This window comes from Planctomicrobium limosum, from assembly GCF_051465645.1.
Taxonomy (GTDB): Bacteria; Planctomycetota; Planctomycetia; order Planctomycetales; family Planctomycetaceae; genus Planctomicrobium.
The window spans coordinates 2,228,009-2,249,382 of record NZ_CP195790.1 but is presented as its reverse complement, the minus strand read 5'-3'; the positions used below and the strand labels follow the sequence as shown (position 1 = coordinate 2,249,382).

The following is a 21,374-nucleotide window of genomic DNA, read 5'->3' as shown; positions in this document are numbered from 1 at the left end:
ATGAGATGCGAACCACAATCGGGCGCATTGTGAAGCGGACAGTTGCAGTTTGAGTCGTATTGGCCAGTTGGAGGGGACTTTTTCTCGTCAGGTGGTCGAGTTCGAAGTCGGCGCCAGAATCACTTTGACTCCCCCGGGAGCGGACTCCGTCGTTGCCAGAGCAGAGTTCAATTGGGAAAGTGGAAAACGTCGGAAGTTCTCGACTCCAAAGACGCCTTGGACATGAAGTCGACTGAGGGCGCGAACCAGTTTGACTTTCTGTCTGAACGAGAATTGCTCCACGGTTCGGTTCAACAGAAAACCTTCGATTTTCAGGTTTTTAACCACGATCTCGCGCGGATGAATGCAAATTGGGCGATCGGACAGCGACGCAAACACCTGCATTTGCCCATTCTGACCAAGTGAATGGAGCATGAGACTTCCGATGTGTCCGCCCACCGGATCGATTGCGAATTTTGGGAACGTTCCCAGGCAGATCTGACGGATTTTCTTATGAAATTCCTCTGGCGTTGTTTGTTCGTTCGCGACAATGACGGCGTTCGCCCCAAGTTCTTTCAGCTCAGCGACCTGACTTTGCTTGCGGACAATGTTGATCGTTCGAAAATTGAAATGTCTTCCCAGCCGAATCACCATCCGTCCAAGAGATGACGCCGCGGCAGATTGCATAATCCAGTTACCTAGTGGAACCGGCAAGAGCACGCGAGTCAGCAGGTATGCGCTGGCAGGATTGATGAAAAAGGATGCGGCCTGATCGTCGGTGAGTTCTTTCGGAAGCGGAATTACGGTCTTTGCTGATGTGACACAGTAGTTTGCCCAAGTCCCCCCTTGCTCGGAGAGAACGGCAACTCTTGCACCGATCAGACCTCGACTCAGCCAGCCGGACCCAACTTTCTCGACGATGCCGACACCTTCAAATCCGGGAACACCCGGGAGGTTGGGGCCGATTCCATAATCCCCACGAATAAAGAGGTAGTCGGATGGATTGATGGGAGCGGCAAGCATTCGGACAAGTACTTGACCGGCCTTGGGAGTAGGGATCGTCCGCTGTTCAATGTGAGAAACTTCCGAAGGATTTCCATGTCGTGAACAGACGACCGCCGGAAAGGTTTGAATGCTTGACGAATTCTGAATCGTTGAATTGGTCACGGTTGTTTGTTCCCGGATCATCACGATCCTGTCGTTCATACTGCCCACGAACGCCGCCCGTGCAGGATGAGGTGCCTGTGTTTTAAGCCTCTAAGCGCTGAGTCGCTTGCAACTGGGATTCCACAGATGGGAATGAGAAATACCGGTTGCGTGACGAACCTGACCGATTCATGGTGCCATAACTTTGTTCAGTGTCAATCAGAGTTCTGTGATCACTTTGTGCATTCGCAAACAGAAAACGCGAAGGAATCGGTTGGAATCACTGCGAATTCGATGATGTCCCGGTAATTTCGCTCAGACTGGTCCTGACTGCGTTCAAAGTGGCTGGATATAATTGCGTCGGTATGACTGCTATTCAGATCGGGGAACACTGGTCTAAAACAGGAGGTATCCTGTGACACGGTCAATCGATCGCGACTTTCAGCGTTTCAATGAAATTGTTCGCGGAAAGATTCGCAAAGACCTGAGACGCTACATCACTCATGGTGAGATGCTGGGACGCAAAGGACGGGAGACCGTCAGTATTCCCGTCCCTAATATCGATATTCCACACTTCCAGCATGGCGATAAAGGTTCCGGTGGAACTGGTCAGGGCGAAGGTGACGTCGGTGAATCAATCGGGTCTGGACAGGAAGAAGGGGATGGTCAGGGGCAGGCTGGAAGCGATGCCGGAAAGCATGTTCGCGAAGTCGAGGTGACTTTCGACGAACTCGCAGAGATGCTGGGAACGGAACTGGAACTCCCGTTCATTACCCCCAAGGGACAGGACTCTCTGAAGTCTCAACGGGACCGATACAACACGATCTCCCGAACCGGGCCGAGTTCCTTACGCCATTTCAAACGAACATACAAAGAGGCTTTGAAGCGGCAGATTGCCAGTGGGGAGTATGCCCCCCATCAACCCCGGATTATTCCAAGTCGGGATGACGAGCGCTTCCGCAGTTGGACCACCATTAATGAGCCGCACACCAATGCGGCGATTCTTTATTTGATGGACGTTTCCGGCTCGATGACGGACGACCAGAAGGAAATTGTCCGTATCGAATCGTTCTGGATTGATACTTGGTTACGCAGCCAGTTCGACGGTATTCAACGCCGGTACGTTGTGCATGATGCTGTCGCACATGAAGTTGACGAAGAGACGTTCTATCGTGTCAGGGAATCTGGCGGCACACGGATTTCATCTGCGTATCGTCTCGCAGCAGAAGTGATTCAGCGTGATTTCCCGCCTGCGGACTGGAACATTTACTGTTTCCAGTTTTCAGACGGCGACAATTGGGGCGAGGACAGTAAAGAGTGCTCTTTGTTTCTGCAGGAGCAACTTTTGCCTATCTGCAATCTCTTCTGTTATGGACAGGTGGAAAGTCCGTATGGCAGCGGCGAATTCATCAAAGATCTCCGAAGGATTGTGGAGGACTATGAGAACCTGATCCTGAGCGAGATTCCGAATAAAGACGCGATCTATGATTCGATTCGCACCTTTCTTGGTAAGGGGAAGTGATTCAGATTTCTCACTGATTCATTTTCTTCCCTTGTCCGTGCTCTGTGTCTGATTCTCGCTCCGAAATGCTTTCCCCGGCGACACGCAATGAGGTGTGATTTCAGAAGTGGCTGGACGAATTGGTGCCAGTCAGCTTCTTGAAATCCATTTGCAAGAGAGTCCGTTTTTCCGGTGTTCAACCATCAACCGCATGTCATTTTCCGCAAGGTTTTCCCATCTTACGGATGAATGCGAAAAAACTGATCGGAATTGCCGCTAGGAACGGTGCGCATGCAACTAACTCTCTGATCGGGAGTTCCGATTCAATGTGATTCAGCTGCACAAACTGTATTTCGCGTACCCATTTGTTTGAATTCCGCTCTCGCACTTCGACGATAGAACTGATCGGGGGGATGCTCCAGGTCTCATGGTCGGGGTGCGACGGAATGTCGCGCGACCCGATAGGCCGCATCCAATAGTAGGTGAGTAGCTCAGGATGGGCTGCTTTAGGGGAGCGTGAGTAGTCAGGCCAGTCCATTCGGACGGGTGAAACAGCTACTCGATGACAGGAGCGACATTGGATGTCGATCAAGAATACCAGAGCCCGGACTGCGCATACGGTTTTCCGGAAGCTCTCTGACTCCCTGTCTGCAAAGTCGGTCAGGTCATTAGTAACGGGATTGGCTCTAACAACCAGTTCGATCACTGGGGTTGCGCATGCTCAGCAGAACAGTCTGCAGGTTCCGGCATACGGCGTAACACAGCATCAGAGCATTCAGGTACAGCGTCCCGGGATGCACACCGGCGAGGCAATGCCGCCTGTTCAACAGGTCCAGTTATCATTGGATCCTCGGCGGCCGCTGGACAATCGCATTGAAGCGATGCCAAAGGCGGAAGAGAAGCTTGAGGTTATTAATCATCGCAGTCAGCTGATTGTCACCCGTAATCCGATCCGTCGAATTGCCTGGTCTGACACACAGTTGCTGGATGTTGTGCAGTTCAGCCCGACAGAGATTTCGCTGATTGGTCAAGGACTCGGATCCACTGATCTCTGGCTGTGGTTTGAAGGCCAGGAACAACCGCTGATGTACGTTGTGACGGTGGTTCGAGACCCGGACCTCGATGAACAGCGAAATCTGAACTACGGCCGCATCGAGCGGAAGCTGTCTTTGCTGTATCCGAACAGCAAGGTCTATCTGATTCCGATCTCGCGCAAGATCATCGTTCGCGGACAGGCACGTGATGCCGAAGAAGCCGCGAACATTATGAATCTGATTCGCGGAGAAGTGATTGCTCAGGAAGGTTTTCTGAACGGAGGCGATTTCGGGAACGGCCTGAACGGCGGTGGTGGGTTCGGGAATAACGGTGCAGGCGGTTTTCAGGGTGGGATGAACGGCGGTGGAATCGGGAACGATTTCAACTCATGGTTCATCGTCGATGAACTGCGTCTGCCCGGCGAATTCCAGATCATGATCAATGTCCGGACCGCTGAAATTCAGCGTTCTCAACTCCGACGGTTGGGGGTGGACTGGCGTGCTGCGATCAACGGATCTGCGGCCATCATCGGTTCATCCATGGCGGGAGGAGCTCCAAACCTGACCGGCGTGTTCGATAGTGGAAACCTCATTATTGCGGTCGATTTGCTGGCATCGCACGGGGTCGCAAAGATCCTCGATGATGCTCGTCTTGTGACACTCAGCGGAGAACCGGCTGCGTTCCTGTCTGGCGGAGAATTCGCGGTGCCAACTATTGTTGGTGTCGGTGGTGCTCAGGGACAACAGACATCGTTCCGTGGTTACGGTACGTCAATTATCTGTACTCCAACATTGCTCGACAACGATCTGATTCGACTGGAAATTGTTCCAGAGGTCAGCCAGTTGAACAGTGGAAACTCTGTCGGTGGAATTCCCGGAGTCAATGTGCGACGCGTGCAGACTCGAGTGGAACTTCGCGAAGGGCAATCCATTTCACTAGGGGGTGTGTTTTCTCGTCGTGAATCGGCGGAAGTGACACGCGTTCCATTCCTCGGTGAGATCCCTGTCGTCGGAACATGGCTCTTCAATGCGAAGAAGGCCACGGAAGACGAATCGGAAATGTTGATTATCGTGACCCCTGAAATCGTGCGTCCGATGGATGCTGATCAGGTTCCACCTTTGCCAGGCTGGTACTCGACTCATCCAAACGATCACGACTTCTTTAAGTACAACCGAATCGAAGGCAATGCAGACCTGGGGAACTACCAGTTACTGCCTTATGGAAACGGTCAACCGTACGGTCAGGATGTTGGATACAACTACTTCAATCCAAATACGGCAACGCCTCAGATCGCACCTGGTGCGACAGGTGGAGCTCAGGGGCCATATCCAAACGGAGTCTATGGCCCGGGTGGACCGCAGGGAGATCCTCAATTTGCTCCACAGCTAGGCCCACAGCCTGGCCAGCCGATACCGCAGGGGTATGGACCAGTGCCGAATCAGGGTGGTCCTGGGCAACTGATGGAACCGGTTCCAATGCCGGGAGCAAACGCGAATGATCAGCAGCGATCAGGTCAGGTACAGCAGACTTCTGCTCAGAAGCCACAACAGCGTCCATCCACTCGATAACGACAACGTCCAGAAAACGATCGACGTCCCAACGCGGTGCGAACTGCTGCCGGGCGCAATTCCAACGCCCTTTCAATATCGCAGTATGACGTCAGCACCATGACAGTCGAACCAGTTCAGGGGGATTGAGATGAATCCGAACAAACAGTTTTCCCGATTGCTGGGAGTTCTCTCCGTCTCTGGCGCGATTGTCGGAAGCCTTGTGCATGACTCATCCGCTGGCGGATTGAGTTTCCCGTTTGGAAAGAAGGCGGCCTGTCCAGACACCGAATGTCAGACGAAACCAGTCTGTTCTCACTCCAGTCCTTGCGGAAAGTGCAAGTCCTGTTGTGGTGGGGGACATGGCGGCAAGTTGTGGGGACTTTTTCATCGGACGACCAATGCGGTGCCTCAGACACTGCCATTGGGAAGCACGGTTCGTGCTCATGATCAAGTCATGCAGACGAATGCTGAAGCGGCCGATTTCATCCTGTATCGCATGAATTTCGTCGGGCAGACTGCGGAACTGACGCCGGATGGAAAAGATCGCGTTCTAGAGATCGCTGCAAGAATGCGAAGTGCTCCGTTTCCAGTGTTGATTGAACGGGAGCCGAACAATGCTGATCCGGAACTGGATGCTCTTCGCCGCAACCTGATTGCTCAGGTTCTCTATGATCTTGGGAACCTTGATGCCCAACAGCGAACAGTTGTCGGGACTGCGTACGGACCCGGCTTCTGGTCTCAACCAGGGCAATCGACTTTCTATCAGTACATCGGCAACACCGGAAACAATGGGTTTAACAACAATGGCAACAACGGTGGTGGGGGCGGTGGCGGCGGCGGATTCTTTTAAACCGGTGACATACCCGTCCGTTCCCTGGCAGCGAATGCTGTCAGCCTAAGAAATTGGCAGACCTGAATTGCCAGTCGAAAACAAGCAAAGGGAGATCGTCACAGTCAGTGATGATCTCCCTTTGCTTGTTAATCGAGAGTATGCAGTCAGTTATCCGGCTTTCTTCTGCAGCGAAGCTGACTTTTGTCGAGGCGGGGTTTTCCAGCGACGATGGACCCAGAAGTATTGTTCTGGCGAGCGGCGAATCGCACGTTCCAACGCTTCACTGTACCGCTGTGTGATGTAGTGAACCTCGTCTTCTACATCGATGTCTGTGACGTCGATCACATCTTCGCAGCCAATTTCAAACTGAGCCCAACGGCTGTTCTCGAAATCGTCTGGTAAGCGGCGACCGTAACCAACAACGATAAGCGCTTTGTGTTCCAGAGCCAGCAGTGCAATCGATCGGAAAGTTGAAGCGGGGCGTCCGAAGAAGTTCACGAAGACCCCTCGTTTTCCTGCGTCCTGATCGCACATCAATGCCAGGTTACCGCCTGCGGAAAGAATCTCTGTCATTCCGTCCCAGCCGCCGTCCTTCAATAATAATTGATGGCCGGTACATTCCCTGGTCCTCTTGAACCAGTTGTGGAGATAGGGGTTATCCAGTTTTCTGGCGACCATCCCCAGACGAAATCCAAAATGTCCGAACGTGATGAGTGTTGCTTCCCAGTTTCCGAAGTGACCGCCAACCAGAAAGACGGGACGTCCAGAGAGCAGGGCATTCACGCAGATCGCACGATTGCGAAACGTGACAATTTCTCGGAACGTCTGCCGATGGAATTTTCTGGGGAACTGAATGATTTCGGCAACCAGACGGAAAAGATGCACCCACATGTCATAGATCATCTGATCGATTTGACGTGGGTTGAGCTCACCTTGAAATGAGTCGCGGATGTTGTCGAAGGCCACGTTATAGCGGCTCAACTTCTTGGGTAAGACACGTGTGAATAGCCATGCAAGAAAATGAGCGGCTCGGCAGGTCTGTCGGGGGGAGAGCACTTCGATCAGACACGCAAAGGCACGAAACGCCAGATATTCTCCACGCCAGCGAACGTCTTTGAATGTCATCGCTCCTCCATGAGCGTCAATTGCCAGGTCGGCCGGACCGATGGTCTCACATGTGGTCGCATAGCCACCGCCTCGTGAGGCAAATGGCTGAATTCCGTGTGTCAGAAATGCCACATCATTTCCGGAACCGCTTTCACGATCGGCGAAGCAGATTGACTCAGCCGATGGAATCGTCGTCAGTGTGGCAAGAAATACCGGAACAGGTCAACACAGATTACGAGAGAGACGCCTTCTGACAAAATGCAGAAAACGGGAATAGCAGGCAATACGGCTGCTTGATGCCGACAAAAAAAGCAGATGCCAGTACGGATCAAAATGACCCACTGGCATCTGCTTGAATACGTGCATTAAGTTCGATGAGCAGGCGAAATCGCTCTGGTTACTTCGAACGTTTGCTTTTGGTTTTCTTCGGGACCTTCTTCGTCACTTTGCGATTCGGTGCAGCAGCTTTCGTCGCAACTGGACGTGATGCTGTCGCCTTCTTGACCGGCTTCTTCAGACTGACAGCTTTCGCTTCCACTTTCTTGGAAGCAGGCGCTGCAGGTGCGGCCTTGGTACTCTTGGCTGGTGCAGCTTTGGGGACTGGCTTTTTCTTCTTCTTTGGATTCTTGAAGAGATCAGCCAGACGTTGCGGAGCATCAAACGGATCCAGATTGTCTTCATCTGGACCGTCAGCGAAGTGCTCGATCAACTCCGGATCGACAGCTGTTGCCTTGAGCAACATACAGAGCAGTGGAGCATCTGGCTTCTTGATTCCAGACTTCAACTCTTCTCCAGCTGTTTCTTCGTCACACTTGGAGTCAACCAGACCCAGCCAGATCAACAACTTCAGGATCGTATTGTCGACGGGGATAATGTGTGCCCCGAGAACCTGCTGAATCGTGAAGTTACGGATGAATGCAGACTGGTGTGGGATCAGCGCGAGTTCTTTGGTCCCTTGCTCCTGCGTTTTTCGCTTCAGAAACTCAAGATCAAAGGAGTACTGCTTTTCAAAGATGAATTGCAGTGCTTCACGAATTCGCATCGCCTTCCAGTCGGCGTGAGCGACTTCACCCAAGGCCTGCTGAACTTCGGCAACAGAGCTGACACGAACTTCATTCAGATCGAAGAAACTGTCGAGCAGTCGTGAGTAAGCCGCATCCGCAGCTTCGTATCCGCTATCTTCCAGACAGGCTGCAAACAGCAATGTTTCAAATGCAGTGTGGGAATGCTTTGGGAGCGAACCACCGTATCGGCGCTTCATCTCAGTGACGAGCTTTTTCAAGATCGTCTGTTTGTCTGCTGCCTTAAGGGATTTGGCAGGCATCAATGCCTCCCGATGCTAATGTCATTGTGATTTGATACGTCTCTGCAGGTTTTTGGCCTGATGTTGAGACCTGACCCGTTAAAATCTGACGACCGGCTGGAGCATCGCAACGACTCAAGCAGTCTCCATCACATGATGTCCAGACGACCGTTTGTAAACGATGTGGTTTACAAACGGTCGGGACCATCTTAACTACGAGGCAGAACCTGACTGCGGTTCCGGAGGATTTTCATCCTCAGCATCCTCGGACAATTCGTCGATTTCCGACTCGTCTGCTTCTGACTCATCGGCTTCGTCTTCAGGAGTAATGACTTCTCGTAACATCTTCGAGATTTCAATGCTCTTTTTAATGCCGTGGTCAACCACAAAGGTCAACACCGGAGTGAGACGAAGATCGAGCACATCTGCGATTCGAGACTGAATCCAGCCTCGAGCTGCATTGAGCCCCATCAGGGTCAGGCGAGCAGCCTTTTCGTCACCCAGGATACTGATAAAGACTTTTGCAGTACGCAGGTCCGGTGGAACCTCGACGTGGAGAACAGTGACCCCGGTTACCCGAGGGTCACGAAGTTCAAACAATATTGCACTACTGACGACCTGTCGGACCGCCGCAGCCACTTTGGCTGTTCGTCTTGTTGACATGCTTATCTACCTGGAATTTTCCATGTTACGTTCATTTTGACTCTGGAAAACTCAACCTCAATCTTCCAGTGAACGCTTACGCTCTTCAATTCGGTAGGCTTCCAGCAAGTCCCCTTCTTTCACGTCATTGAACCCGTCCAGACGGATACCGCACTCATAGCCCTCACGGACTTCACGAGCATCGTCCTTCTCACGTTTCAACGATGCGATTGCATAGTTGTTGAGAATGGTCTGGTCGCGAATGACGTGGACGCGATTGTTTCGGTCAATCGAGCCGTTCAGAACGCGGCAACCTGCGACGGTGCCAATCTTGCTGATGCTGAATGTTCGCAAGACCAGAGCACGACCGGTGGTGACTTCCACCTTCTCCGGTATCAGCAATCCTTCGAGTGCCTGTCGGATGTCTGACGTGACGTTATAGATGATCTTGTAACGACGAATCTCGACGCCTTCTTGACCGGCCAATGCTTCGGCGCGATCTTCGGCGATCACGTGGAATGCGACGATGATCGCTGAAGACGATGATGCAAGGTACACATCGCTTTCATTGACACCACCGACACCCATGTGGAGGATCTTGATTCGAACTTCTGGGTGTTCGAATTTGTCAAGTTCGCCACGAATCGCTTCGAGTGATCCCGGGGTGTCTGCCTTGATGATCAATGGCAGATCTTTGATCGCTCCGTTGCGTGCTGAGAAGAAGTCTTCGAGTGACTTCGGACCGCCGCGGCCAGCCAGTGCTGCGGAACGTCCGCGAACACGGCGCTCTGCTGCGATGGTGCGAGCTTCGTCAATATCGTCCATCACGAACAAGTGATCACCGGCACCTGGAACTTCGTCCAGACCTGCGATGCGAACCGGGGTACTTGGCCCCACTTCCTGCACTTCTTCATCGCGGTCATTGTACATCGCACGAATACGACCGAAGGCCGGACCGCAGAGTACAAGATCCCCGACGCGAAGAGTCCCCTGTCGGACGATTGCCCAGGCGATTGGTCCGCGACCTTCGTCACGAAACGCTTCAAGGCAAACTCCGTCTGCAGCTGCATTGTCGGATGTTCGCAGGTCTGCGATTTCTGCAGTCAGCAACAAGGTTTCCAACAAGTTGTCGACACCGGTTCCGGTGAGACCGGAAACTCGAATGACTTCAACGTCGCCGCCCCATTCTGCTGGCAAAATACCGTGCTGTGAAAGCTCGGTCAGGACACGCTGTTCGTTGATGTTCGGCAAGTCCATTTTGTTCATCGCCACGACGATTGGAACGCCAGCTGCTTTTGCATGGCTGATACATTCCACTGTCTGTGGCATGACGCCATCGTTTGCAGCAACAACAAGAACGATAATATCCGTGACGTTGGCACCACGAGCACGCATTTCGCCGAAGGCTGCGTGACCTGGAGTATCAACAAACGTCAGCTTCTGGTGGTTGTACTCAACCTGGTAAGCCGCGATGTGCTGGGTAATACCGCCAGCTTCGCCTGCAGCGACATTGGCTGACCGGATTCGGTCGACCAGAGTCGTTTTACCGTGGTCGACGTGACCGAGAATCGTGATGATTGGTGGTCGTGTCGATGAAGGCACATCCTCACCTGTCTGGGTATCGCTGAGTCGTTCTGCCAGAGCGTCTTCGAGGTTCGCCTCGTGTTCGATCTGCAAATCGATGCCGAGCTCCATTGCAATTTCCATTGCAGTTTCGTCATCGAGCATGTCATTGATTGTGACCATCTGTCCTTGCTGGAACAGTAAAGTCAACAGGTCACGGGCTGGCCGTCCGAGGGCTTCGGAAAGGCTTCGCACCGTAATTGGTGCGGCGATCACGGCTGATGTCTTACGCTCAATGCGTGAAGACGATCCGCGTCGACCTGAACGCTTGTTACTCTTGCGAATCAGGTTTTCGTCGTCTTCGGAACCTTTTGGCTTCTGGCGACGACGGCGTCGAGCTTCGCGAGCATCTTCCAGGCCCAATGTCCGACCGGACTTCGCCTTGGCTGCTGCTGCTGTCGTTTCTTCTTCTTCAACCGTCGGACGACGAGTTGCGTCATCCCGATTTTTCTTCAGGATGTCTGCGAGCTTGTTCTTCTTCAGAACTTCGCCAGTGAGAGCGAGGTCGGGTTTTTGAACCGCTTCCTCTTTGTGCTTAATTACTGGCGGTTTGAAGTTTGGAGTCGCAAGTGTCGGAAGGACCGGTCCCCGCTTTTTATCGCGGCGTGGTGGAATCGGACGTTCTTCAGGTGGTCGCTTCAGAGGCGCGGCAGAGGAAGCTGCTGGCGCTGGCGCGGCTGCTGCTCCTTGTGGGCGTTCCTCTGGGCCTCGATCTGAAACACGGACGGTGCCGTGTGGTCGCATTTCGCGAATCGTAGAACTTCCGCCGGTCGGGTTAATATAGTCGGCGCGACTGAGCGGTGCCGGACGAACAACAGGTGCCATAGTTGGAGGGGCTGGAGGTGCCGCTGGTGGGGCTGATTGAGCAGCCGGTGGAGCTACCTCTTTTTTGATACGAGGTGGGGCCGCAGCGGGGGTGACTGGAACGACTGGTTCGGCCGGTGCAACGACTGGTGGCGGAACTTCAAGAACTTCAACAGGCTCCGGCTCAACCTCTGTTTCAAGGACAACCGGTGCTTCAGCAACAACTTCCGGAACCGTTGGTTCAGGTGGTGTCACGACTGCTTCGACAACTTCGACTGGCTGAGGAAGTGGTTCCTCAACTGCTGAAGTATCAACCCCTTCCGAACCTTCAGTACCTTCTGGGGAATCTGATGGCGGAGCGCGACGAACGCGCATCTGGGTCGAGAGCGGGCCACCCAGGTCGCGCATTTCACGCGCTGGGGCCTCACGGCGGAGTGGTTCCCGAGGCGTCATCACCGGCTCTGCTGGCTTGGCCGGGATCGGAGCCTTGACCGGGATCGGAACCTTGGCGGGAGGAGGTGCCTGCGGCGCGGGGGCGGCCGACTTTCCTCCTGCAAGCTTCTTCAAATAGTCCATAAGAACGTCACGTTCAGCAGGCGAAATGCTTGCTAACGGAGAGCTCTTAACATCCAACCCTGCGTCATTGCATTGTTGAATGAGATCTTTGCTGTCGACACCGAGTTCCTTCGCAAGTGCGAAGATGCGGATTTTCAATCGTCACCCCTCTGAATTGCATCCCCGCACTCGGCCGCGAATCCGATCGGAGATCTCTTTAAGGAGGACCGCGGTAAGCGATCCAGTTCTGGCTCTTAATCTGCTGCCGGAGGACGTCTCTGCTAGGAGACGCCCACGCTGATTCCGGTTGCCGGAGTCCAGCAGGCTGGCCCGGCCTGAGTTGCTGCCTCATGACTACGCTGCTGGCTCTGAGTCTGAATCAGTTTCGACTTCAGGTAGAGTTTCACCTGTTTGAGACTCAGCTGAATCCGGTGTGGATTCCACTTCATCACCCAGTCGATTTCCAGTCATCGCGTCGAGTTCGGCAGCTTCCTTTTCAACTCGTTTTGCTTCTCGCTCGATCGCCTTGCGACGATCGGTTTCTTGCTCTTCACGCTCTGCTTCACGCTCGGCGTAATTGACGATTTCCTCAATGTCTTCGTCGCTGAGACCGCTTAATTCCTTAAGGTGGTCTGGCTCAATTACTGAGAGATCTTCAAAGCTGAAAAAGCCCTGAGAGACCAGCGATTCTGCGAGGTCGTCTGTGATTTTTGGAATTTGTCCGAAGGCGGCTACTGAACGTTCCAGTTGCTCGTCGAGTTCGTCCTGAGTCATCACTTCGATGTCCCAGCCAACGAGCTTCGAGGCAAGTCGTACGTTCTGCCCCTTCTTGCCAATGGCCAGTGACAGTTGGTCGTCTCTTACGAGAACGATCACACGTCCCAGCATCTGGCAAAGGATGACGTCTTCTACTTCCGCGGGCTGCATTGCGTTGGGAATCAACACTTGCAACGAGTCGTTCCAACGGACGATATCGATTCGCTCACCATCAAGTTCATCGACGATGGTCTTGATGCGGGAACCTCGAACGCCAACACATGCTCCCACGGCATCGATATTGTTGTCGATACAGGAAACAGCAACTTTTGAGCGATATCCTGCTTCACGAGCAAGTGATCTGACGTCGATCACTCGTTCCGCAACTTCAGGAATTTCCACTTCAAACAGGCGTCGGACCAGTTCTGGATGGGTACGCGAGAGAACAACCTTGATGCGGCTGCCTGCTTTGCGGACTTCAAGGACGACTGCTCGAACACGATCGCCGACGCGGTGAGATTCCCCTGGAATCTGTTCGCTCTTGGGCAGGATCGCTTCGACTTTTCCGAGGTTGATGGATGCGACTCCATGATCAACGCGAACAACAACACCGTTAACCAGGTGTGTTCGCAGATCGCTGAATTCGTCGAACAGTGCATCACGCTCTGCTTCGCGAATCTTCTGAATCATCACCTGCTTGGCAGTTTGGGCCGCAATGCGTCCCAGCAGGTCGCCGAGCTCTTCCGGAGGCAATGTCTTGCTATTGAGCATTGCGCTGACATCACCTGATGTGCGCGCAATGCTGATTACAATTTCCTGATCTTCGCCGTAGTGCTTGCGTGCCGCTGACAGGATCGCAGCTTCAATACCGCTAAAGACGATTTCTTTATCGATGCTCTTATCGCGATGGATGGCGTCGACGATACGCAAGACCTCATTGCCATTCATGATCGTTGTGCCACCAAGTAGGTGAAAAAAAAGAGCGGGTACAAAGTCCCACTCGTCGTCCAAACATTACAGAGAAAAGGGCCACTCGCACCAACAAACCACGTCCCCACTCATGGAGTGGGAAATCAGGTCTGCTGTCGCAGAGCACCGGCCGCTAAACGCCAATGCTTACATGAGAAGCCTCTTCTCTGGCCGGTCGAAACCGGATGGGAATAGTCCAATCGACGCTGGTTCAATATCGAACCAGTCGTAAACAATATGGGGCGTGAACAGATGTGTCAAGAATCACACAAGTTTGCACCCTGCGAAATGCAGTATTTCACGCAAATTTCAAATCTCAGGGGGCGATTTGTCCTCAGAGTGGACACACAAGTCGTTTTTTCAATCCGTTTTTTCTGTGCTTGCTAAATTTCCGGATCGCAGTATTCAAGTGCATCTTGTGTATTTTGACGTTGAGTTTGTAGGTGTCGTGGAGGTGTGTTGAAATAAAACAGCCTCAAGCAGAGCTTGAGGCTGTTTGTTCTGTGCGTCAGACAGCAAAGCACTCATCCGAGTGCAGTGCTATTGCTTCGTCAAGCTCGCGATTCGGGTGAAATCGAGTGTAACAGCCTTTTTGTAAAGGACTTAACCCACTCGCAGCCAGAATCGGCAGCGTTGACAATGACTTTAGTTGATCCCAACTGCTCCCTGGAATTCACGGGCGAGATCGCGGCGAATTCCGTTCTGGGCGTCGTATCGGGAAATCCAGTATGCCATTTCTTCGTTGGTCGGAGCGCGTCCGATCAGGAGTTCGTGCATGCGGCTGATGTAGACCCGCTTGTCGGCGTTGCAGCTATTGAAGAACTGCTCGTTGGACAGCAGGCTCAATTGAACCTGAGACATCGACTGGCCCTGACTGATCGCTTCAAGCCACGTGATCAGCTCACGATCGGTTGGGTTGCGACCAAGGTAGTCGTTGAACCATTTTACGATCTGTGCAATTTGTGAATCGCGATCGAGGTAACCCACCTGTGCTGTGTTCGGGTTGTTGAACGCAACCTGTTCGAGCTGCATGGCAACCGGGCGGAACTGTCCATTGGTTGCGAGGATCGGCGTCTGCTGAGCGGTGCGGTAGATCTCGCGACCGTTTACAGTGGCGTTCGCGTACACGATGTAGCGAGAGGTCGGGCTAATCTGGTTCGGGTCAAAGTCGACCGTGAACGGGATTGGGTACTGGTTCAGGTTTTCCACTCGGCGTGATGCAATCGTGGCAGAGTGGTTATTGTTGTTGGACAGAATCTGGCGGAGTTCCACGGTCACGATGGCGTTTTGTGGAAGTGCCTGTCGGTTGTTCGTGGAAAGTGTTCCTGTCAGTGATGAGAATCGAGAGTCCAGCTGGACTGGAACGTTGACCAGGGAGCGGTCACGGGCGTTCTGCACCAGCAAGTTGACCCAGCCGTTCTGGTCAGCGAGGCGATCAAACTCGGTTCCGCAGTCAAACAGTTGCCCGTTGACGTAACCGACCTGATACCCGTTGACAGAGATGATCTGGTCGTTGACTTCCAGTCCGGCGCGATGGGCGGCACGGCCTGTCACGACTTCATGAATGCGAACGCCAGTGTCCAGATCCTTTGAGTAGACTCCCAGCAACCATTTACGGGCTTGCTGTGTTCCAGGTGGAACGTAAGTCGGAGCGATATTCGGGTTCAGCCGGTCGCGACCCGTCGCCGGAGTGGTTGGAGTGAAGGTCACTCCGGTTCCCGGCAGTGTTGGGTTGATGAGTCCCGGATAATTTGGGGTGGTCAGCAGGCCTGGGTTGTAGAGGGGATCGTTGCTGAGGTTTCCGCCCAGTCCGTTATTGTAGTATCCGCCCAAGTTTCCAAGGCCGCCCAGACCTGGCAGTGTGGTGCCGTAAGGCTGGACCTGATTGCCTCCGTTTTGGCGACTTGGATCAACGGCTGATGCTGAATCTGGCACAGAAGCGGCAAGGCAACCTGCCAGTGCGGCGGCGGCCAGTGAAATCCGTTTCATGACTCGACTCCTGGTCTCGAATAAATTGAATGATTTTAGTTTGAGCAAACAACCTGCTGTGCGACCGACAGAACAGGTGGAAATGACCGTGCCAGAAAAGACACGGTCAGGTAAAGAGACAGGGCCGAGCCCGATTAGTTCAATGTGTGCAGGCCGACTGCTTCGAGTGCGGCTTGTGCTGGGACAGCTGAGACTGGGACATGACCGCCAATGATGACGTCGTGTTGGCCCTGGCGTGAGAAGATGTACTTGAAGAACTCGCGCTGAGCATTCCCCAATTGGGTGCCTTGTTTATGGTTCAGGATGATCTGAAGAGGGCGGACAAGTGGATACCCAGCCTGGTGCAGTCCGATAGCTGGAGTTCCTTCCTGTAGCAGGATTGGGACAGCTTTGACGTCTGGGTTCTGGAAAGTTGAACCGCTGAAGCAGATCGCATTTGGGGAAGTGGCAACAGCCTTCATGGTGTCGAGCCCGTTCTGGTTTTCAACCATGTCGTCTCGGTACTCTCCGCCGGCCAGGACAGCCAGCTGGAAGTAAACTTGTAAGCCTGTTGAGTCACGTCGTCCTTGAGTAACGATTGGTTGACCAGCGAGAGGGCCTTTTACTCCCACATCTCCCCATGTTTTGGCCTGCTTTTCAGCTCCGCGACGCAGTGTCTTGGAGAAGATGGCGTCCAGTTGGGAAGGTGTCAGTGATTCGATTGGATTGTCTTTGTGGACGTAGACTGCGACCTGTTCCAGAGCTGGAACGACAACTGTTGGCAGGTAGCCGAACTTGTCCTGAAACGCTTTGACTTCTTCAGCTGTAATCGGGCGGCTCAGCAGTGCGAAATCGGCTTGACCGCTCAACAGTGCTGGAATCGCGTTGACAGATCCCTGGGCAACGAGTTGGAACTCTGTGCCTGGGTTGTTTTTCTTGAAAGAGTCAGCCCAGATGGAAGCTTGCTGTGCCATGGTCAATGACCCGGCAACAGTGACTTTTCCGGTGACTGCTTCTGATTGTGTGTAGAGAGGAAGTGCAGGATCGACAGGCTGTTCAACGCCCTGTTGAGCAACGCTTGTACGGGAAGCAGTCATCAACACAGCAGCCGCAAACAGCAGCTTGGCTCCGAGCATTCTCATCAAAAATCCCTCCTTGGGTCATAAGCTGCGTCTGCAACCCGGGGACCTCCACATTGAAAATGAATTCAATGTCCCCTGTAACGCCGGTGTCACCCCGGGAAGATTGCACTTCGGGCGCAGCAGTGATGTCGCAATATACGAGCATCGGCAGAATCTGCTCAAGATGAATTTTCCAGTCAGGCAGGATTCGCCAGATCCCCTGAAGAATGTGGGTTCCGGATTCGCTCCATCCTTTTATGTCACCGTCAATTGGATCTACTCCATTTGGTTATCTTTGAAGGCAGGGATTGCCGGGTCTGCTGCTCAGTGTCTGCCTGGATTCGGTCTTGCCGGTGTGACTGGCTTAGAAGCGAACCTAGTTCTGGCGTTGTTTGTGAGGCTGTCTTTTTGTGTTCCAATCGGCCGATTCGCATCAGTCAAACGCTGGGATATGCGTCAAGGTTGATGTATAGTCGCGATTCTTGTCCGGTCTCTGGTCCTCTTGGAGCGTGGTTCGATGCATCAAATCCTGGGCTTAGGTGCGTTCTTGGGGATGGTCTTGCTGGCAGGAGTCGTGGCGCAGGCCGATTCGACGGTTGTGCGGTCAGAAGATCTCTATGAAACCGCTCCATTCCCAAGTGTTCATGCATCAACAATTGAACAATCTGAGGATGGCAATCTGATTGCGGCGTTTTTTGGTGGACAGGACGAAGGGAAGAACGACGTTGGAATCTGGGTGACCAGACAGCTTGAAGGGAAGTGGTCTCCTCCTGTTGAAGTAGCAAACGGAGTGCAGGCAAACGGAACAAGGCATCCCTGCTGGAACCCGGTCTTGTTTCAGCCATCGTCTGGACCGTTGCTGCTCTTTTATAAGGTTGGCCCTCGTCCTTCGACATGGTGGGGAATGCTGAAAAGCAGCACTGACAACGGGGCAACTTGGAGTGAGGCAACCCGTTTGCCGGACGGCATTCTTGGTCCGGTGAAGAACAAGCCGGTCGAACTTTCCGACGGGGTTTTATTGAGCGGCAGCAGCAGTGAACACGATGGCTGGCGAGTGCACTTCGAACGGAGCACTGATCTAGGAAAGACGTGGAAGCTGATCGGTCCGGTGAACGATGGAGTCGAATTCTCTGCGATTCAGCCGAGTATTTTGAAGATGGGGGGCGACAAATTGCTGGCGATTGGCCGCACCAAGCAGAAGTCCGTCTTTCAGATTGCGTCTGAGGATGCCGGAAAAACTTGGGGAAAAATGACTGCGAGTTCCCTGCCAAACCCGAATTCCGGGACAGATGCCATCACGCTGAGTAATGGGAAACATCTGATTGTCTATAACCATACAATCAAAGGCCGCTCCCCTTTGAATGTCGCAATTTCAGATGATGGGGTGAACTGGCGAGTGATTCTGGTTCTGGAGAATGATCCAGGTGAATACAGTTATCCGGCTGTCATTCAAACGAAAGATGGACACGTCCACATTACGTATACGTGGAATCGGAAGAAGGTGCGGCATCTGGATATCACGTCGCCCATCTTCACTGCAAAGTCGCCATGATCCGTGAGTTGCAATGTGAGTGCCGGAGAAGTCTTGCGGACAGATTTTTCTGTAGAGACGACGTCTATTGCGCCACTTGATAGACCGAACTGGTCCAGAGATTCTACAATCCCCCGGAAGTCGGGTGACGTGATTTGTCTGATGTTTTCAGGCAGGCGTTTGTGGCCAATGATTTCGGCTCATGAGACGCCGGTTTCTGAATTCGCGACAGCACGACCACAATTGCTCTAGAATACTCAGGACAAGAACGTGTCGCAAAAAGCGTGGGGCGGTCGGTTCAGCGAACCAACGGATCTTCAGGTTGAACTCTTTACGGAATCCATTTCCTTTGATTCCCGTTTAGCTGCCGTTGATGTGGAAGGATCACAGACGCATGCCCGAATGCTGGCACGCGTGGGATTGATCTCCAATGAAGAGTGCGAACAGATCTGCACCGGCCTGACCGAGATTCTGGGAGAAATCCGTCGCGGGGAGATGGAATACAAGTCTTCTCTCGAAGACATCCATATGCACATTGAATCCGCGCTGATTCGCCGTTTGGGCGATGTCGGCCGGAAACTGCATACAGGTCGCTCGCGGAACGATCAGGTTGCGACAGATATCCGTCTGTATATCCGCAACTGTATTGATTCACTCGATGCACAACTGGCTGCACTGCAACATGCATTTGTCAGCCGCGGAGAACGCGACCTCGATATCGTCCTCCCGGGCTACACCCACCTGCAAAGGGCTCAGCCTGTCAGCGCGACACATTACTGGCTCGCATATTGTGAGAAGTTCCAACGGGATCGCGAACGCCTGGCGGACTGCCGTAAGCGATTGAATTTCTGTCCATTGGGTGCCGCTGCACTGGCCGGGTCGACATTGCCGCTGGACCGCGATTTCACAGCGCAGGCTTTGCACTTTACTGCACCAGCCGCCAATAGCCTCGACATCTCCAGTGACCGTGATTACCTCGCCGAGTTCACTTCGGTGCTGTCCCTGATTGCAGTTCACCTGTCAGGCTGGGCGGAAGAGTGGATTCTGTGGTGCACGACGGAGTTCGGCTTCCTGAAGCTGCCTGATAAGTACACGACCGGTTCTTCCATTATGCCTCAGAAGAAGAACCCGGATGTTCTTGAGTTGATTCGCGGCAAGTCGGCCAGAGTCATTGCGGCTTCTCAGCAATTGTTTGTGCTGCTGAAGGGACTGCCAATGGCATACAACCGGGATCTGCAAGAGGACAAGCTCGCAGCGTTCACCGCTTTCGACACGATCGATGCCTGCCTTCAGGTGGCACCGTCTATTGTCGCTCATGCGGAATTGAATCGAGCACGAATTCAGGCACGCATCGAAGAAGGCTTCCTTGATGCAACCGCATTGATGGAATACCTCATCAAGATCGGTGTTCCGATGCGGACCGGGCATGAGATCGTCGGAAAACTCGTTGCTGAGTGCGAAGGACGCGGATGCCGATTGGCAGATCTGACACTGGCGGAGTTGCAGGCCGTTGCACCGGCAGTGAAAGATGACATCTATTCAGTTCTTGGGGCTGAAAATGCTGCGAACGCTCTGATTACATTTGGAGCAGGTGGAAAAGCTCAGGTTCAACAGCGATTGGCTGCCTGGATCGAACGACTGGCTTAATGACGTTCGCACGAAGTGCACGGTTTCGGAGGCTTCCTGCGGAATCGTGCATTGAATCGTTTCATGTGCATGTTCAGAACGCGTGAATGTTCAGGACGCTGCAGCGTCACGTGATCGACCAAACCGATCCGGTCGAGGAACTGGCAAAGGCGATGATCTCATGAAAATGCAGCGACATTCTGGAAACCGGAACCCGCTTTTCGCGACCCGAAGGGCGGGGATCTCGCTTCTGGAAATCATCATTCTGATTGTTCTGGTCGCTGGGATAATTCTGCTTGCTGTTCCTTGGATCTACTCCGCGAGATCTGTCGCTCGAAAGAAAACCTGCGAGCAAAATCTCGTTGATCTCTGGGGGGCAATCGACGGGTATTACGGTGTTCGGCAGTCGTTTCCAGCCGGGGCGATTTACGATCACGACCTTGTTCCACTGGGTGAGGACGTGAATTCACGCAGTTGGGGGATTGACCTTCTTCCAGCGGTTTTGGATCGTGACATTGCTGAAGAGTTTACGGTTGCCTTTCTGGGAGGAGAGTCCATCACTTCGCCTGACCTGAAAGCTCGTCGGCAGAAGTGGATTCCCAGATTTCTCTGCCCGAGTGACGACCTCCCGCCTCGCAGTCAGGATGGTAACGGGTACGCGCAGTCAAATTATGCAGGGAGCTATGACCATCGCAGCCTGCCAATTGAAACAGGAACGTCTGGGACGCTGCTACTGAACAAGGCTCTCACGGTCGAAGACATTCCGGATGGAGTGGGATACACCATTCTTATTGGAGAAATTCGTCGAAGTTCGACCGACCTGGGCTGGGCGTCCGGGACGCGTGGAATGATGCGAAACGCCGGGACGCCGATGAATAAGTCCCCATCAGGGGTTCTGTCGAATGACGCGTCTGTGGGGGCGGTTGCAGGTGATCCCGGTGGTTTCGGCAGCTTTCATCGAGGAGGCTGCCACTTCATGTTCGCTAATGGAAGCGTGAAGTTTCAGGCGGACAGTATCGATCCGGCTGTTTATCTGCAGCAGGCAAACCGTGATGACGCAAAGGCCGGTCGGGCTGGCGAGTTTTAACGACTCTGACAGTTCGCCGCTGGAACCTCCGGGAATCGGCGGCTTTTGCTGGTCATGGCTCACGGAGCAAATTCACATTGCCGATCTAGATAGCGTAGCACGTACTCGCGTGAAAACGGGGATAGAGCGCCGCGAAAGCTCGCCTGTTTCTCACTGGGTAACCCGTTGAACAGACTGGGGATGCATTCACGCATTTCAAGGTTCACAGCGGGAATGGCCATAGATCGTCAATGAAAAAC

Annotated in this window: 14 protein-coding genes; 6 read left to right on the top strand and 8 right to left on the bottom strand. The window is 53.3% G+C overall.

Features of this window, described 5'->3' with window-relative positions; translation table 11 throughout:
* Nucleotides 1-87 precede the first annotated feature (87 nt).
* Nucleotides 88-1,167, bottom strand: coding sequence for a zinc-dependent alcohol dehydrogenase family protein (locus SH527x_RS08455; protein ID WP_437194219.1), 1,080 nt, complete (start codon nt 1,165-1,167; stop codon nt 88-90).
* Between the two features lie 373 nt (nt 1,168-1,540).
* Between SH527x_RS08455 and SH527x_RS08450 the strand changes: the two genes are divergently transcribed.
* The 3 genes from SH527x_RS08450 (at nt 1,541) to SH527x_RS08440 (ending at nt 6,061) form a co-directional block, all read left to right on the top strand.
* Nucleotides 1,541-2,647, top strand: coding sequence for a DUF444 family protein (locus SH527x_RS08450; RefSeq protein WP_437194218.1), 1,107 nt, complete (start codon nt 1,541-1,543; stop codon nt 2,645-2,647).
* Nucleotides 2,648-3,207: 560 nt separating this feature from the next.
* Nucleotides 3,208-5,229: a pilus assembly protein N-terminal domain-containing protein gene (locus SH527x_RS08445; protein WP_437194217.1), complete on the top strand. Its 2,022-nt coding sequence runs from the start codon at nt 3,208-3,210 to the stop codon at nt 5,227-5,229.
* Between the two features lie 130 nt (nt 5,230-5,359).
* Nucleotides 5,360-6,061 carry a hypothetical protein gene (locus SH527x_RS08440; protein WP_437194216.1) on the top strand — a complete coding sequence of 234 codons (702 nt, stop codon included), beginning with the start codon at nt 5,360-5,362 and terminating at the stop codon, nt 6,059-6,061.
* 150 nt (nt 6,062-6,211) lie between these two features.
* Here SH527x_RS08440 and SH527x_RS08435 read toward each other — a convergent pair whose 3' ends face one another.
* The 7 genes from SH527x_RS08435 to SH527x_RS08405 all read right to left on the bottom strand — a co-directional run bounded on the left by SH527x_RS08435 (nt 6,212) and on the right by SH527x_RS08405 (nt 16,912).
* Nucleotides 6,212-7,282: a lysophospholipid acyltransferase family protein gene (locus SH527x_RS08435; RefSeq protein WP_437194215.1), complete on the bottom strand. Its 1,071-nt coding sequence runs from the start codon at nt 7,280-7,282 to the stop codon at nt 6,212-6,214.
* A 265-nt stretch (nt 7,283-7,547) separates the two neighbouring features.
* Nucleotides 7,548-8,474: a hypothetical protein gene (locus SH527x_RS08430; protein WP_437194214.1), complete on the bottom strand. Its 927-nt coding sequence runs from the start codon at nt 8,472-8,474 to the stop codon at nt 7,548-7,550.
* A 192-nt stretch (nt 8,475-8,666) separates the two neighbouring features.
* Nucleotides 8,667-9,116, bottom strand: a complete 450-nt coding sequence (gene rbfA, locus SH527x_RS08425) for a 30S ribosome-binding factor RbfA (protein ID WP_437194213.1) — start codon at nt 9,114-9,116, stop codon at nt 8,667-8,669.
* A gap of 57 nt (nt 9,117-9,173) precedes the next feature.
* The gene (gene infB, locus SH527x_RS08420) at nt 9,174-12,236 is read right to left on the bottom strand and encodes a translation initiation factor IF-2 (protein WP_437194212.1); all 3,063 of its coding nucleotides are present in this window, start codon (nt 12,234-12,236) and stop codon (nt 9,174-9,176) included.
* A gap of 195 nt (nt 12,237-12,431) precedes the next feature.
* Nucleotides 12,432-13,781, bottom strand: coding sequence for a transcription termination factor NusA (gene nusA / locus SH527x_RS08415; RefSeq protein ID WP_437194211.1), 1,350 nt, complete (start codon nt 13,779-13,781; stop codon nt 12,432-12,434).
* 666 nt (nt 13,782-14,447) lie between these two features.
* Nucleotides 14,448-15,791: a YbaY family lipoprotein gene (locus tag SH527x_RS08410; RefSeq protein WP_437194210.1), complete on the bottom strand. Its 1,344-nt coding sequence runs from the start codon at nt 15,789-15,791 to the stop codon at nt 14,448-14,450.
* A gap of 134 nt (nt 15,792-15,925) precedes the next feature.
* Entirely contained in the window at nt 15,926-16,912 is a 987-nt protein-coding gene (locus tag SH527x_RS08405) for a PstS family phosphate ABC transporter substrate-binding protein (protein ID WP_437194209.1), read from the bottom strand.
* 496 nt (nt 16,913-17,408) lie between these two features.
* On the opposite strand from SH527x_RS08405, the gene SH527x_RS08400 reads away from it, so the two are divergent.
* From SH527x_RS08400 to SH527x_RS08390, 3 genes are all read left to right on the top strand, one after another.
* Entirely contained in the window at nt 17,409-18,443 is a 1,035-nt protein-coding gene (locus SH527x_RS08400) for a sialidase family protein (protein ID WP_437194208.1), read from the top strand.
* 249 nt (nt 18,444-18,692) lie between these two features.
* Nucleotides 18,693-20,069, top strand: coding sequence for an argininosuccinate lyase (gene argH, locus SH527x_RS08395; protein ID WP_437194207.1), 1,377 nt, complete (start codon nt 18,693-18,695; stop codon nt 20,067-20,069).
* A 160-nt stretch (nt 20,070-20,229) separates the two neighbouring features.
* Nucleotides 20,230-21,135, top strand: a complete 906-nt coding sequence (locus SH527x_RS08390) for a DUF1559 family PulG-like putative transporter (protein WP_437194206.1) — start codon at nt 20,230-20,232, stop codon at nt 21,133-21,135.
* Nucleotides 21,136-21,374 lie beyond the last annotated feature (239 nt).

Excerpts from the sequence above, each read along its gene's own strand:
- nusA (WP_437194211.1), bottom strand. The coding sequence starts at position 13,781 with ATGAATGGCAATGAGGTCTTGCGTATCGTCGACGCCATCCATCGCGAT.
- SH527x_RS08430 (WP_437194214.1), bottom strand. The coding sequence starts at position 8,474 with ATGCCTGCCAAATCCCTTAAGGCAGCAGACAAACAGACGATCTTGAAA.
- SH527x_RS08405 (WP_437194209.1), bottom strand. The coding sequence starts at position 16,912 with ATGAGAATGCTCGGAGCCAAGCTGCTGTTTGCGGCTGCTGTGTTGATG.
- SH527x_RS08445 (WP_437194217.1), top strand. The coding sequence starts at position 3,208 with ATGTCGATCAAGAATACCAGAGCCCGGACTGCGCATACGGTTTTCCGG.
- SH527x_RS08455 (WP_437194219.1), bottom strand. The coding sequence starts at position 1,167 with ATGATCCGGGAACAAACAACCGTGACCAATTCAACGATTCAGAATTCG.
- SH527x_RS08410 (WP_437194210.1), bottom strand. The coding sequence starts at position 15,791 with ATGAAACGGATTTCACTGGCCGCCGCCGCACTGGCAGGTTGCCTTGCC.
- rbfA (WP_437194213.1), bottom strand. The coding sequence starts at position 9,116 with ATGTCAACAAGACGAACAGCCAAAGTGGCTGCGGCGGTCCGACAGGTC.
- SH527x_RS08390 (WP_437194206.1), top strand. The coding sequence starts at position 20,230 with ATGAAAATGCAGCGACATTCTGGAAACCGGAACCCGCTTTTCGCGACC.
- SH527x_RS08400 (WP_437194208.1), top strand. The coding sequence starts at position 17,409 with ATGCATCAAATCCTGGGCTTAGGTGCGTTCTTGGGGATGGTCTTGCTG.
- SH527x_RS08440 (WP_437194216.1), top strand. The coding sequence starts at position 5,360 with ATGAATCCGAACAAACAGTTTTCCCGATTGCTGGGAGTTCTCTCCGTC.